General features: G+C 68.1%; 11 protein-coding genes and 1 pseudogene. All 12 read left to right on the top strand.

All coding sequences use genetic code 11. The features are described from left to right. The first annotated feature begins 105 nt into the window (after window positions 1–105). The 12 genes and pseudogenes from ACOQPP_RS14310 (at window position 106) to ACOQPP_RS14365 (ending at window position 13,762) form a co-directional block, all read left to right on the top strand. Window positions 106–1,395, top strand: a complete 1,290-nt coding sequence (locus ACOQPP_RS14310) for an MFS transporter (protein ID WP_420636775.1) — start codon at window positions 106–108, stop codon at window positions 1,393–1,395. Between the two features lie 35 nt (window positions 1,396–1,430). Further along, entirely contained in the window at window positions 1,431–3,197 is a 1,767-nt protein-coding gene (locus ACOQPP_RS14315) for an amidohydrolase (RefSeq protein WP_420636857.1), read from the top strand. A 120-nt stretch (window positions 3,198–3,317) separates the two neighbouring features. After that, window positions 3,318–3,527, top strand: a pseudogene (locus ACOQPP_RS14320) (IS481 family transposase); the annotation flags it as partial. Between the two features lie 155 nt (window positions 3,528–3,682). After that, on the top strand, window positions 3,683–5,575 hold the full coding sequence (locus ACOQPP_RS14325; protein ID WP_419165839.1) for a carboxypeptidase regulatory-like domain-containing protein: 1,893 nt from the start codon (window positions 3,683–3,685) through the stop codon (window positions 5,573–5,575). Window positions 5,576–5,583: 8 nt separating this feature from the next. Continuing rightward, window positions 5,584–5,976: an 8-oxo-dGTP diphosphatase gene (locus tag ACOQPP_RS14330; protein ID WP_419165838.1), complete on the top strand. Its 393-nt coding sequence runs from the start codon at window positions 5,584–5,586 to the stop codon at window positions 5,974–5,976. A 59-nt stretch (window positions 5,977–6,035) separates the two neighbouring features. Then, a complete protein-coding gene (locus ACOQPP_RS14335) occupies window positions 6,036–7,103 on the top strand; it encodes a 6-bladed beta-propeller (protein WP_420636776.1) in 1,068 nt (355 codons plus the stop codon). A 77-nt stretch (window positions 7,104–7,180) separates the two neighbouring features. Beyond that, window positions 7,181–7,966: a hypothetical protein gene (locus tag ACOQPP_RS14340; RefSeq protein WP_420636777.1), complete on the top strand. Its 786-nt coding sequence runs from the start codon at window positions 7,181–7,183 to the stop codon at window positions 7,964–7,966. Between the two features lie 77 nt (window positions 7,967–8,043). Continuing rightward, complete coding sequence (locus ACOQPP_RS14345; protein WP_419165834.1) at window positions 8,044–9,387, top strand: carboxypeptidase regulatory-like domain-containing protein; 1,344 nt, start codon at window positions 8,044–8,046, stop codon at window positions 9,385–9,387. Continuing rightward, entirely contained in the window at window positions 9,384–9,902 is a 519-nt protein-coding gene (locus ACOQPP_RS14350; protein ID WP_419165833.1) for an 8-oxo-dGTP diphosphatase, read from the top strand. Before ACOQPP_RS14345 ends, ACOQPP_RS14350 begins: the two co-directional genes overlap by 4 nt. Window positions 9,903–9,922: 20 nt before the next feature. Further along, entirely contained in the window at window positions 9,923–12,226 is a 2,304-nt protein-coding gene (locus ACOQPP_RS14355) for a transferrin receptor-like dimerization domain-containing protein (protein ID WP_420636778.1), read from the top strand. Between the two features lie 37 nt (window positions 12,227–12,263). Continuing rightward, window positions 12,264–13,220 carry a DNA-methyltransferase gene (locus tag ACOQPP_RS14360; protein WP_419165831.1) on the top strand — a complete coding sequence of 319 codons (957 nt, stop codon included), beginning with the start codon at window positions 12,264–12,266 and terminating at the stop codon, window positions 13,218–13,220. Then, window positions 13,217–13,762, top strand: a complete 546-nt coding sequence (locus tag ACOQPP_RS14365; RefSeq protein ID WP_420636779.1) for a hypothetical protein — start codon at window positions 13,217–13,219, stop codon at window positions 13,760–13,762. Before ACOQPP_RS14360 ends, ACOQPP_RS14365 begins: the two co-directional genes overlap by 4 nt. Window positions 13,763–13,978: the final 216 nt, after the last annotated feature.

A 13,978-nucleotide genomic window follows, 5' to 3' on the forward strand; every position in this document is an offset into this window, starting at 1 on the left:
TATTAACGCTTAGGGTTATCGATAATGTAGACCTGCAGCGATGACGAGGCAACCACATGTCGCCAAGCGCCTGCGATCGTCCGGTCCCGTGGAGTCGCCTTAACCATGACCACCTCGATTCAGTTAACATGGGTTGTCAACCGGCTGCCATCCGAACCGGATCGGAGTTCGACACTGCACGAACCGAGCGCGGCGCTCGCCAATCCCCCCACCGGCCTCTCGGGACGCACTTCGATGCGGCCCGCAGCGGTCGTGGCAATGATCGTCGTCTCGCACACGACGATCGACGCGTACACCGCGTTCCTGCCGCCGCTCCTGCCGCGGATCATGGACAACCTCGGCCTCTCGATCACGCTCGCCGCGACGCTGTCGACGGTGCTCTCCATCTCGACGGCGCTCCCGCAGCCGGCCTTCGGCTACCTCGCCGACCGGTACGGGCGACGCGCCTTCCTCGCCGCAGGCCCGATCGTGGGAGGCGTGTTCATCTCGCTCCTCGGGCTCGCGCCCAGCTATTCCGTACTTCTCCTGCTTCTCATGGTGGGAGGCCTCGGGTCGGCTGCCTTTCATCCGCCGGGCGCCTCGCTCGTCGCGCGCGCGGGAGAAGGCCGGGGCAGCGGCGTGCGCATGTCAGTCTTCTCCTTCGGGGGGGCGATCGGGTTCGCGCTGGGGCCGATCAGCGCGGTCGCGATCGTCGGCCTGTTCGGCCTTCCCGGCCTGTGGATCGCGATGATCCCCGGCGTCCTGCTCGGGATTGCGCTCTGGTTCGGGGTGAAGGGACGGACCCGGGTGGGGCCGGGGACCCCGCCGCCGCCGCCGATGGAGCTGATCCGGATGCTGAAGGGGCCGCTCGGTCTCGTGTTCGGGATCTCGGTCGTCGGCTCCTTCGCGCAGAAGGCGGTCCTCACCTTCATCCCGATCATCGCCCACCGCGCGGGCGAGAGCGAGACGGCGGGCGCCGTGGTGCTGAGCATCTATCTGGGCGCCCAGGGGTTGGGGACGCTCGCCTCCGGTTTCCTCACGGACCGGTTCAACCGGCAGCACCTGCTGGCCGCGATCAGCGTGCTCGCCATGCCGACGCACATCCTCGCCCTCACGCTGGCGCCGGCGAGCCCGGCCGCGATCGTGATGGCCGTGTGCGCGGGCTTCCTCAACATGGCGCTGCTGCCGCCGATCGTCGTGATGGCGCAGGAGATCCTCCCCTCCGGGACGGCGTCGAGTTCGGGCATCGTGATGGGGCTCGCCTGGGCCGTGGGGACGCTGATCATTCCGGTCGTCGGCGGGTTCGCGGACGCGTTCGGGCCCGTCGCGGCGACCGCCTGGTCGATGCCGCTCCTGCTGCTCGGCGCCGTATTCGCCATGCAGCCTTCGCTTCGCCCCTACTGCAGAGCCAGATGATGAACCGACCGAACCGATCTGTCGCATTGCCTGCCGTGTTGGCGGGTGCGGTCCTGGCCGCCTGCTCCAGCCCGCCGCCGGCCGACCCGGCCGACCTGATCCTCGTGGGCGGGCCCGTGATCACGCTGGACGCCGAGAGCCGCGTCGCCGAGGCCGTGGCCGTGCGCGGCGAGCGGGTCGTGGCGGTCGGCTCGACGGCGGAGATCGAGGCGCTCGCGGGTCCGGAGACCCGCCGTGTCGACCTCGCGGGCCGCGCCGTCACGCCGGGCCTCATGGACGCGCACGTCCACTTCGCGAACGGGGGCGCGAACCGGCTGTACCGGCTCGACCTCAGCTATCCGAACGTGGAGAACATCGCGGACGTGCAGGGCATGGTCGCGGAGCAGGCCGGGCGCCTGGCCGAGGGCGAGTGGGTACGGGGCGGCGGCTGGGACGAGGGCAAGCTCGAGGAACTGCGCTACATCTACGCGTCGGACCTTGACGCCGTGGCCGCGGGGCAGCCCGTGTGGCTGGCCCACACGATGGGCCACTACGGCGTGGCCAACTCCCTTGCCCTCGACATGGCGGGCATCACGGCGGACACCCCCGATCCGCCCGGGGGCACCATCGACCGCGACGCGGCCGGGCAGCCGACCGGCGTCCTCAAGGAATCCGCCATGGGGCTCGTCACGCGGCTCATCCCCTCCCTCGGCCCGGAGCAGCAGCGCGAGGGGATCCGGACCCTCGCCGACGCGTTCAACGCCGAGTGCATGACCGGCGGCAAGGACCCCGGGATCGGGCGCGGCGCGTGGGAGGCCTACAGCGACGTGCTCGCCGACGGCGACCTCTCGGTCCGCATCTTCGCGCTCTGGCGGGGGCGAGGCGGGACGCTCGAGGAGGTGCGCGCCTACGCGGACAGCCTCGCGACCTTCACCCGCCCTTACGAGTCGACGGGGGACGACCGCCTCATCCCCGGCGGCGTGAAGCTGTACATCGACGGCAGCGGCGGCGCCCGCACCGCCTGGCTGTACGAGGACTGGAACCGGGACCACACCGGCACCGATGCCGGCAATCGCGGCTATCCCACCATGGACCCGGACGAACTGCGCCGCCGCTTCCGGGCCTACCACGACGCGGGGCTGCACGTCTCCATCCACTCCATCGGGGACCGCGCCATCGACTGGACCGTCGACAGCTTCGTCGAGGCCATCGAGGCCACCCCCACGCGGGGCCTCCGCCACGGGATCATCCACTCCAACATCCCCACGGATCGCGCGCTCGACGCGATGGCCGAACTCCAGCGCGAGTGGGAGGCCGGCTATCCGGAGCCCTCCCCCACCTTCACATGGTGGATCGGCGACACCTACGCCGGGAACTTCGGGCCCGAGCGCACCCTGCGGCTGAACCCGTTCCGTTCCTATCGGGATCGCGGCATGATCTGGGCCAGCGGCTCCGACTTCTTCGTCACCCCCTACCCGGCGCGCTACGGGGTATGGGCCTCCGTCGCCCGCCAGCCCCTCCTCGGCGTGTACGGCAGCGAACCCTACGGCACCGCCGAGTCCGTGGACGTCGAGACGGCGCTGCGTTCGTTCACGACCTGGGTCGCCCACCAGATGTTCCTCGAGACCCCCTCACCGACAAGCTCGGAACGGTTCACTTTCGCCAGGATGTCCTCCATCGAGCCCGGCAAATACGCCGATCTCGCGGTATGGGACCGCGACCCCCTCACCGTCCCGACGATCGAACTGCGTGACATGTCGTGCGAAATGACCGTCTTCAATGGCGAAGTGGTGTTCGACCGTTCCGGCACGCTCATGCCCTAGCTGTAGATGCCACGGTGGTTGTTCACCGGATCGACGAGTAAAATGAGAGTTCCTGTCAGACGCGGTGGCGTTCTGCGCGCGGTCGGCTTCTTCGGGCGCCAGGGGGTGAAGATCAGCCAGCTCATGACCGACAACGGGGGCTGCTACCGGTCGAAACGGTTCCGGCGGGTGCTCCGGGAACTGGGGATCGGCCACATCCTCACCCGCCCGTACACGCCCAGGACCAACGGCAAGGTGCAGCGCTTCATCCGCACCTCGCTCGCGGAGTGGGCCTACGGCCGGTCCTATCCGCACTCGCGCGTGCGGGCGCAAGTTCTCCGCGTCTGGCTTCGCTAGTGCTAGTGCGGGCGCAAGTTCTCCGCGTCTGAGGCTTCGAGTGCGTACAACCTGAGGCGACGACAACCGCCATCGGACGGCTCACACCCATGCAAAGACTCGTCGAGCCAAGGGTCACCAACGTCCTTGGCATCTACACCTAGCGGCCCGTGGCGAGACACCGCGTCAGCGCCGAGACGGGCGAGGCGCTCGATTCCCGACGCCCGGCCGTTTCACGTCGCCCGGCCGTTGGCGCGCTCGCCGCGCTCGCGCTGGCGGGATTGGCTCTCCCTCGGAGCGCCTTGCCGCAGCAGCCGGTAGAGATCGCGGGACACCTCCTCGACGCCGGCACCGGAGCACCCATCTCGGTGGCGCTCGTCTCCATCCCCGCGCTGGACATCTCGACGCTCACCAACACGGACGGAGCGTTCCATCTGGTCGTCCCCGCCGGCTCCCACACGTTCGAGATCCGGCACATCGGCTACGGTACGCGGACGACCGAGGTCGAGGCGCGGGCCGGCGGCACACTCTCGCTGGAGTTCCGCATCGAACCGGCCGCGATCGAAGTCGCCCCGCTCGAGGTCAACGTCGAGTGGAGACCGTCGTCCCTGGAGCAGGTCGGTTTCTACGAGCGCCGGGCGCACGGCAGCGGCAGATTCTACGATCCCGAGGACATCCGCCGCGGGGGCGACGGCCTGATCGTCGGCTGGCGAAACATGAGCGAGACCATTCTCAACATGAACCGGTCCGGCGGCGTGTGGTGCGCTCCACAGATCCTCATCGATGGCCGCCGGGACCGCGTTGGCCTCATGACCACGCTCGCCCATCACCGAATGGGAGGCGTCGAGGTCCACGCCGAGCCGCACAAGGTGCCGGGCCTCGTGCCTCTGATACGCGCGGCGGGCGAGGATCCGCTCTGCCCCACGGTCATCGTCTGGACACGACAGTGGCTGACCGCGGCCGAGCTTGAAGAGCGGCGGATCGTTCTCTGCGAGCCCGGCCCCACAACGGAACGGGCTCCGCTCGTGGTCGAGGGGACGGTCACGGATGCGCTGACCGGCATTCTCCTGCCCCGGGCGACCGTGACGGCCTGGATCACGGAACCGGCCGGCCGGCGGCGCGAGAAGGAGACGACCGCCGACGACAACGGTCGCTTCCGGTTCTGCGACCTCGATCCGCGGACGGACGTGAGCATCTGGGCCAGGTTCGCCGGCCTCAGCGGCGAACTGGCGCCCGTGGCGGCCGAGACAGCCCCCGTGACGGCCGATACGGCCCCCGTGACGCGGGATCTGGAGGTCCCCATCTCTCGTCACGGCCACGTCGCCGGCCGCGTCTTCGATCTCCGGCGAGGCGAACCCGTGCCGGGGGCCGAGATCAGGCTGGCGGCGGGCGCGGCCGCACCGGCCCCCGGCGACCGTGGCCCGCCCGCGGAGGCCGGGTATCTGACGACGAGCGACGAGCACGGCCTCTTCGCGATCCCGGACCTGATCCCTGGGGACTACCGGCTCGCCGTATCCCACCCCGACGCCGGTGTCGCCGGAGAAACCATCCCGGTCCCCTCCGGTTCAACGGTGGATGTCCGCGTCGAACTCGACCCCACGCCGCCTCCCGCGCCCGACGCCGCCTCGCCCGCGGCGGGGCCGCGGATCGTGGCCGAGCGGCGGCATCCGCGTCTCACGGAGGTCGGTTTCTACGAACGCAGGCGGGAGAGCGCGACGCGGGGCCGCGGACACTTCTTCACGCGGGAGCGGATTCAGGCCCTCGCGCCCACCCGCCTCACCGACCTCCTCACCGAGGTGGACGGCCTGCGCGAAGTCTGCCCGCGACAGACCTGCCGCCTCGTCTCGCCAAGGGCGGGGAGATGCTCCCACGTGTCCGTCTACCTGAACGGCACCCTGGTCATGGATGGCCGCGCCTGGGACTTCGAGCAGGGGGGCGTGGACGACCTGGCGGCTCCGCATGAGGTCGTCGCCATCGAAGTCTACCTCGGGGCCGTCTCCCTGCCCGGGGAGTTCGCCGCTCCATCCAACCGGTGCGGCGCGATCGTCATTTGGAGCGGGTAGCCGCGAGCGTGACCCGGGACGGCTGGCGTCGCGACTTCGACGCGACGCTCCTGTACGTCGTGCGGGACGGCGAGATCCTCCTCATTCACAAGAAGCGGGGCATCGGAGCCGGCAAGCTGAACGGCGCCGGGGGGAAGGTGGACCCCGGCGAGAGCCTCCTCGCTGCGGCCGCGCGAGAGTTCCGTGAGGAATTGTGCGCGCGCCCGCTCGCCCCGCAAAAGCTGGGAGAGGTGGCGTTCGACGTGGTGGACGGCGTATCGATGCTCATCCACGTCTTCCGCGCCGATGCGCTGGAGGGCGAGCCTTCGGAGACGGACGAAGCGGTCCCCGTCTGGGCGCCCGTCGACGACATCCCCTCACCGTCCCGACGATCGAACTGCGTGACATGTCTTGCGAAATGACCGTCTTAAATGGCGAAGTGGTGTTCGACCGATCCGCGGCGCGCGATCCCTGGGGGCCTATGACGCCCAGCAAACGCCGGTTCCGCAATGCCTTCCTCGGTGCGACGCTCCCATGGATCATTCCCGCCGGAGCATCGCTCGGCGGGCTGCAAGACCCCGCGTACACTTCGCTGGATTCGCTGGAGTTCAGTGAAGTAGGTCGTCTTGGCGTCCTGGAGGGCGATCCGACACAGATGTTCGGAGACGTGACGGCGCTCTCGGTCGACGAGAGTAGGGGAGTCCTGTTCGTCCTGGACCGGCTGGGGCATCGCCTCTCGGCGTTCACGATCGCGGGCGAATTCATCGATTGGGCCGGAGGCCAGGGTGCGGGTCCCGGCGAGTTCACGCGCCCGGTAGCGATGGTCTCCGCCTGGGGCTCGGTCCATGTCGTCGATTGGGGCCAGAACCGACTCACGCGGTTCCAGCTGGATTCGGACAATCTCGGGTACGCCGGTGAGTTGCGACTGCCGGTCGCCGGTCCCACCAAGGTATGCCTGCTCGACGATGCTCTGTTCTTGCTGAGATACCAGGAGGGTTCTGGCCACATTGTCCACCGCGTTGATCAAGCGGCCAACCTTGCGTCGTCGTTCGGATCGCCGTTTGTGGAGGGTGATGCCTTCATGGCAGCCGCGACGGATGACGGCCTCCTGGCTTGCGATGATGCCTACGGCAGGGTCTACGTGGTCTCCCGCGCAGTCCCTCGTGCGCGCGGTTATTCGGCGAACGGGGCGCTGTTGTGGGACATTGAATTGCCGGGTGTTGAAACCGCGGTCATCACACGCGAGCGCGGTGTCGTCCGCTGGAACCCTCCGCCAGGCCGAAGCACAAACGACAGACCTGTTACGTTAGTTCCAGCGCCAGGAGGACGATTCCTGGTTCAGGTGCAGGAGGGCGTATGGGGTCAGGCCACGGATCCCGCCACGGTCGCAAGAACGTTCCTGATAGACGGGGAGAGCGGCGAGATTCTCGACGAATCGTACGATATTCCGCGCATCGAACTGTTCTCGGGGGATCTTGCATTCTCCAGGGTCGCGGAGCCCGTACCGCATGTCGTGATTCGCGAGTGGACCTGGTCGAGGGACGAATGACGTCGTCGAGGATGCTCCGATGGTCGCTTGCACAGGTCCTACTCCTTGCGGCGTGCGACTCCCCCGGGAGTCGGGGCGTGGTCATCCATCCCATCCCGGACAGCCTGACCGCGCCGCCCGGCGAGGCACTCGTGCTTGAACCCGGCGGCGACCTGCTGGTGGCGGACCAGGCCCAGCTCATCCACCGTTTCGTGCGCCGGGGCGACCGCTTCGAATACCACGACCGCAGCCGCTTCGAGGGCGAACCCCGGGACGCCTGTTGGGTGGGGGACGATCTGATCGTTCACGGGATGCGCTCCGGCGCCGGGCAAAAAGTCCTCCATCGGATGCCTGCGGGCCCGCGATCGGAGTTGAGCTTCGCCGTCCCCTACCGCTATTCGCCGAGCCTGGTCTACGAGATGCTGTCGCGCGGACAGGTGGCGTGCGGCGTTAATCGCGCAGGCTGGGTCGTGATCGCCTACCGGCTGCGCAACGCCATAGAGGCATATGACATCGTGGACGGTGAGTTGTTGTGGAACGCTCGAATCGATGGTCTCCAGCCGACGGAGGCGAGAGAAGGACGTGGCGGGCGAGAAGTCGGCACGGGAATCTTCGGAGATGAGCGGGCCCTCCACTTCCTTAGACGGGTCGCCGGCGGCAACGGTGTCCCCGTCTTCGTGCAATACAGCTACAGCTTGAGGGAGGACATCCTCAACCAGACGGGCCGCTCTACCGTGGAGACGTATGTTCTGGATCCCGAAACGGGAGAGGGTGAGTACTGGGGAGATTCCTTCCCTTCCATGCTGGCGGTGACCGATGGCTTCGTCGTGTTTTCCTGGAACGCGCCGTACCCGAGGGTCGAGGTGGCGCGGATCCCTGGGTAGCGCACTCGTCCTCGCGCTCGTCCTCGCTTACTCGGCTTTGCCCCAGGGTGCGAGCGCCATGCCACAGCAGCCCACGGATGTCGTCGGACGCGTGGTGGACGCAGGCACAGGCGCCCCCACGATGGGGCGTCGGTACATGGGCGGCCGCCCCGAACCTCATCCGAGAGATCATCCTCGCCCGGGGCCGCGGCGGGGGAAGCCTGGCGTGCGGCGGGTCTCCCCAGGTCATCATCGACGGCCGTCTCGATCGGAGCGGCCTCATCACCACCCTGTCAGCGTCCGGGATCGGAGCCGTGGAGGTTTACCACGGGGCCCACAGGGTCCCGGAAGTCGTGAGGGATGCACGCGCCGATCCGTTCTGCACGACAATCATCATCTGGACGCGGCAGTGGCTCAACGAGTACGAACTGGAGCGTCTGCGGATCGTCCTCTGCGAACCGGAGGTGACGGGAAGACCGGCTCCTCTCGTCGTCGAAGGCACCGTGACCGATGACCTCACAGAGGTGATCCTGCCGCGATCCACGGTCACCGCCTGGATCACCGATCCCGGCGGCGCCCGGCGGGAGAAAACGACGACCGCCGACGACACCGGCCGTTACCGATTTTGCGACCTCGATCCGCGGGGGAGCGTCGACGTATGGGCCAGCTTCGCCGGCCTGAGCGGCGGGCTCGGTCCCGTGGTCCCGGCCGATACGACGATCGTCGTGCGGGACCTGACGATCCCGGTCTCCCGCCCTGGCCACCTCGTCGGTCGCACCATCGGTCAGGGGCGTGGCCGGCCCGCCGTCGGCGCCGAGATCAGACTCGAAGGGACCGATTACGCTGCGACGACCGACGAGCACGGATTCTTCGAGATTCCGGAGATGCGTCCCGGCGACTACCGGCTCCTCATCTTCCATCCGGAGACCGGCTCCGCGGCGGACTCGATCTTCATCGTTTCCGGGGCCACGACCGATGTCCGCGCTGAACTCAGCCCCGATCCGGAGGCGTCGACATCGCGCATCCTCTCGTCACGGCGGGATCCGCGTCTCGAGACCATCGGGTTCTATGCGCGCAGAGCCGAGGGCGCGCGTCTGGGACACGGATACTTCTTCACCCGTGAGGAGATCGAGGCCCTGGACGCCGAACGCGTCACGGATCTCCTGGAGAGGGTTCCCCCGCTGCGGGAGATCTGCGTGGGACGCGGGTGCAGAATCGTCTCGTCGCAGGCCGGCAGTTGTCCTCGCGTTCCGATCTATCTCGACGGGGCATTGCAGGTGGATAGCCGCGGTGTTGACCGGGAGGAACAGGACGTGGATCGCCTCGTGACTCCGGCCGAACTGGCGGCCCTGGAAGTCTACCCACGGCCCGTGTCCTTGTCCGACGACTTCGCACCTCCCTCGAACCGCTGCGGAGCGATCGTCCTGTGGAGCGGCGGATGATTCGGGACGACTGGCGGCCCGAGATCGACGCGACGCTCCTCTACGTGGTGCGCGACGGCGAGATCCTCCTCATTCACAAGAAGCGCGGGATCGGCGCCGGCAAGCTGAACGGCGCCGGGGGGAAGGTCGACCCGGGCGAGAGCTGCCTCGACGCGGCCGTGCGCGAGTTCGAGGAGGAACTTCGGGCGCGTCCCCTCGACCCGCGAAAGCTGGGCGAGGTGGCGTTCGACGTGGTGGACGGCGTATCGATCCTCATCCACGTCTTCCGCGCGGATGCGCTGGACGGCGAACCCTCGGAGACGGACGAGGCTGTCCCCCTCTGGGCGCCCATCGACGACATTCCGTACGATCGGATGTGGGCGGACGACCGCTACTGGCTGCCGCATCTGCTGGAAGACCGTCCCTTCGAGGCCTTCGCCCGCTTCCAGGGGGACGAACTCCTCGACTGCGAGGTGCGGTGCCCTGCCGACCACACTTGGGAGAGCAGAACCTCAGACCGGAACGAAGACAAGTGAGGCAACAGGAGATGAATCCCATGGCGACGAAGCCGCGAAACGTGATCTCGACGCTGGTCGCGCTGGCCGCGTTCCAGGCGCTGGCCGCCGCCCCCGCCCGGGCCCAGGACCGGCCGCTCCTCGGCTTCGGGGCCGAGTCCTCCGCCGCGCAGTTGGCTGCCGAGGCCCGGCTCGACGAAAGCGTGCGGGCGAGCAACCTCGAGAGCTGGATGGAACGCATGACGCGCGAGCCGTTCTTCGTGGGTGCGCCGTACAACTACGAGAACGCGATGTTTGTCGCGGAACAGTTCCGCGACTGGGGCTACGAGGTCGAGATCGCCGAGTACGAGGTCCTCTTCCCCAAGCCGCTCGTGCGGCATGTGGAGATGCTCGAGCCCGAGCCCTTCGTCGCATCGCTTGAGGAGCCCGAGATCCCCGAAGACGGATCGTCCGGCGTGGCGGGTCGCCTCCCCACCTACAACGCGTATTCCGCTGACGGTGACGTGACGGCCGAACTCGTGTACGTGAACCAGGGGATCCCCCGCGACTACGAGGAACTCGAGCGCATGGGGATCGACGTCAGCGGGAAGATCGTCATCGCCCGCTACGGCGGGTCGTGGCGCGGCATCAAGCCCAAGGTGGCGCATGAACACGGGGCCCTGGCGACGATCCTGTACTCCGACCCGCGGGATGACGGCTTCTTCCAGGGGGACGCCTATCCGAAGGGGGCCTACCGGGCGGAGTTCGGCGTCCAGCGTGGCGCGGTGCAGGACATGCCGCTCTATCCGGGGGACCCCCTCACGCCGGGCGTGGGGGCGACGGCGGACGCCGAGCGCATGACCCCCGAAGAGTCGCCCACGGTGATGAAGATCCCGGTCCTGCCGATCTCGTGGGGCGATGCGCTGCCCCTGCTGCGGGCGCTCGAGGGTCCGGTGGCGCCCGCGTCGTGGCGGGGCGCGCTCCCGCTCACCTACCACGTGGGCCCCGGTCCGGCGACCGTCCGCGTACGGCTCGAGTTCGACTGGGGGCTGGAGACCGCGTACAACGTGATCGCCACGCTCCCCGGCTCGGAGTTCCCCGACGAGTGGGTCATCCGCGGCAACCACCGGGACGGCTGGGCCATGGGGGCGGCGGACCCGATCAGCGGCCATGTGACGATGATGGAGGAGGCTCGCGTCATCGGCGAGTTGGCCCAGGCGGGGATGCGGCCGCGGCGCACCATCGTCTACGGCTCCTGGGACGCCGAGGAACCCGGGCTGCTCGGCTCGACGGAGTGGGTCGAACACCACGCCGACGAACTGCGCCAGAAGGCCGTCGCCTACATCAACACCGACGGGAGCGGCCGCGGCTTCCTGAGCATGGGCGGGTCGCACACGCTGCAGAGCTTCATCAACGACGTGGCCCGCTCGGTCGACGACCCGCAGACCGGCGTCTCCGTGTGGCAGCGGCTGCACGCGGCCCGTGCCGTGGGCGGCGGGCGCCGGGCGGATGACGGCTCGGACATCACGATCAGCCCGCTCGGCTCCGGCTCGGACTACACGCCCTTCCTGCAGCATCTGGGCATCGCGTCGCTGAACCTGAGCTTCGGGGGCGAGAGCGGCGGCGGGTCGTACCACTCGCAGTACGACTCGTTCGACCACTACACCCGGTTCGGCGACCCCGGCTTCCAGTATGGCGCGGCGCTCGCCAAGACGACGGCCCGCGCAACGCTGCGACTGGCGAACGCGGACGTCATCCCGCTGCGGTTCTCTCCGTTCGTGGCCAACGTGAAGACGTACCGGGACGAGGTGATGGCCCTCCTCGACGAGACGCGAGAACAGACGGAGCGCCGCAACGCACTCGTGGCGTCGGACGCGTACACGCTCGCGGCCGACCCCACGAAGTCGTACGTGCCGCCCGAGGCGCAGGACGAGGTGCCGTTCCTCAACTTCGCCCCTGTGCAGAACGCGATCACGCGCCTGGAGGCGAGCGCCGCCGCCTATGACGCCGCCTACGACGCCATGCGGGCCGCGCACCGGGCGGCGGCCAGCGGCGGCGATGGTTCCGGGGGTGGTGCCGACATGAGCGAGCACGCCGACGTGCAGCGGCGCCTGAACGCCGCGCTCATCCAGACCGAGCGCCTGATGACGAGCGAGGACGGACTCCCGCGCCGCAACTGGTTCCGGCACCAGATCTACGCGCCGGGCTTCTATACGGGTTACGGCGTAAAGACGCTCCCCGGGATCCGCGAAGCGATCGAGGAACGTGGGTGGGACGAGGCGTCCGAACAGGTGGAGCGCCTGGCCGGCATCCTCACAGGCCTCGCCGACAAGATCGACGAAGCCGCCGCCCTGCTCCGCGGCTGACGAGGCATTAAGTTGGGTCGTCCCCCCGTGAAGAGGCATGACGACGAAAGGTGAAAGGGCCGGCATGACGGTAGGCGTCAACGAGATTATGTCCGGAGCCGAATCCTCGATTCGTCTGAAGCGTCAGGCCAAGATCGAGGCGTGGCGGGACGGGGCCGCGCCGGACCGGACGACGCACACGCTGCATCTCGGCGACGCTCGCGACCTGGCCGACGTTCGGGAGCCGGTCCACCTCGTCGTCACGTCGCCGCCCTATTTCAACCTCGTCGACTACGACGGTGGCCGGGCGGACCACGGCCAGCTCGGCGGCATCGATGACTACGAATCCTTCCTGGACGAACTGGACCGGGTGTGGCGGCGGTGCTACGACCTCCTGACTCCCGGCGGCCGGCTCTGCGTGGTCGTGGGAAGCGTCTGCATTTCACGGCGGGCCGGAGGTCGGCATCACGTTCTTCCGCTCCCGGCCGACATCTCGGTTCGTGCGCGCCGGATCGGGTTCGACTACCTCACGCCGATCCGCTGGTACAAGATCGCCAACATGGCGACCGAAGCGAAGGGGGTCGGGTTCCTGGGGAAGCCGTACGAACCCAACGCGATCGTGAAGAACGATGTCGAGACCATTCTGATGCTGCGAAAGCCCGGGAGCTATCGGAAGCCAACGGCGGCGCAGCGTGCGCTCAGCCTCATCGAACCGGACGACCACCGGTGCTGGTTCCGGTCGATCTGGGAGGACATCCGGGGTGAAGCCCGCAAACGAGGCCATCCGGCACCTTTCCCCGTGGAACTGGCCTCCCGCCTGATCCAGATGTTCAGCTTCGTGGGGGATACCGTCCTTGATCCGTTCTGGGGGACGGGCACGACGACGGCCGCCGCCATGCTCACCGCCCGTTCGAGCATCGGGTACGAGATCGAACCGAGATATGTCGAGATCGGACGGGGACGGCTGGGGCAGGTGGACGCCTTGCAGGTGCCGGCGGAGGTGATTTGCCCTTGAAGGCACTCGAGGCGTTCGTTCGCCACCTGGCCGAAAACAACTACCATCCACGATCCGACGCCCACAGCAACGCCGTCTGCCTCGCGATCGTCGATGACCTGCTCGCGCATTGTCCGGCCTTCGCGGAACGAGCCCAAGCGGGCGAGATCGTCGCCAAGCTGAATCACACCGTCAAGGTCCACTACCAGGATTGGAATATCGACCTGGCAGTGGGCCCGCCACCGGGATCACCCATCCCGCCGAGCAACGGGTCTATCACCTTCGAAACTCCGGCAACCATCGAGCTGGCCCTCGAAGCCAAGGCCATCATGACGGAGCACGGGAAGGCACGCCGCAATCGGCTGCGCGACCCGCAGGCGTTCCATGGCTACGCACACAGCTACAACGAGAAGACGATCGCCGTGGGAACCGTGGCCGTGAACGTGTCCCGCGTGTTCTGGTCGCCAACAAGGTCTGAGAAAGAACCCCGCCCCGCCGTACGGAGCCCCCCGTCCGCAAGACCCGAAGCTCGTCACGGGAACTCCCGCACCCCAGACGGGTGACCCCATGCACCACGCAACGATGATCCACCGGATCTGCGCCGCATACGAAGACCGCTGGCAACAAAGGAACCCGCGAAGAAGTGCTTAGAACCCAAGTGCCAAAGGACTCTCAGCAGAAGGTGAACGGGATGCAACAGACGAACGAGGAGCACGCTGAGATCAATATGGGAGCGCCGAAACGGGGATTCGGATTCCACATCGTCTACACAGGGGACG

Origin of the sequence: Candidatus Palauibacter sp. (assembly GCF_965222475.1) — a bacterium.
In the GTDB taxonomy this organism is placed as follows: Bacteria; Gemmatimonadota; Gemmatimonadetes; order Palauibacterales; family Palauibacteraceae; genus Palauibacter.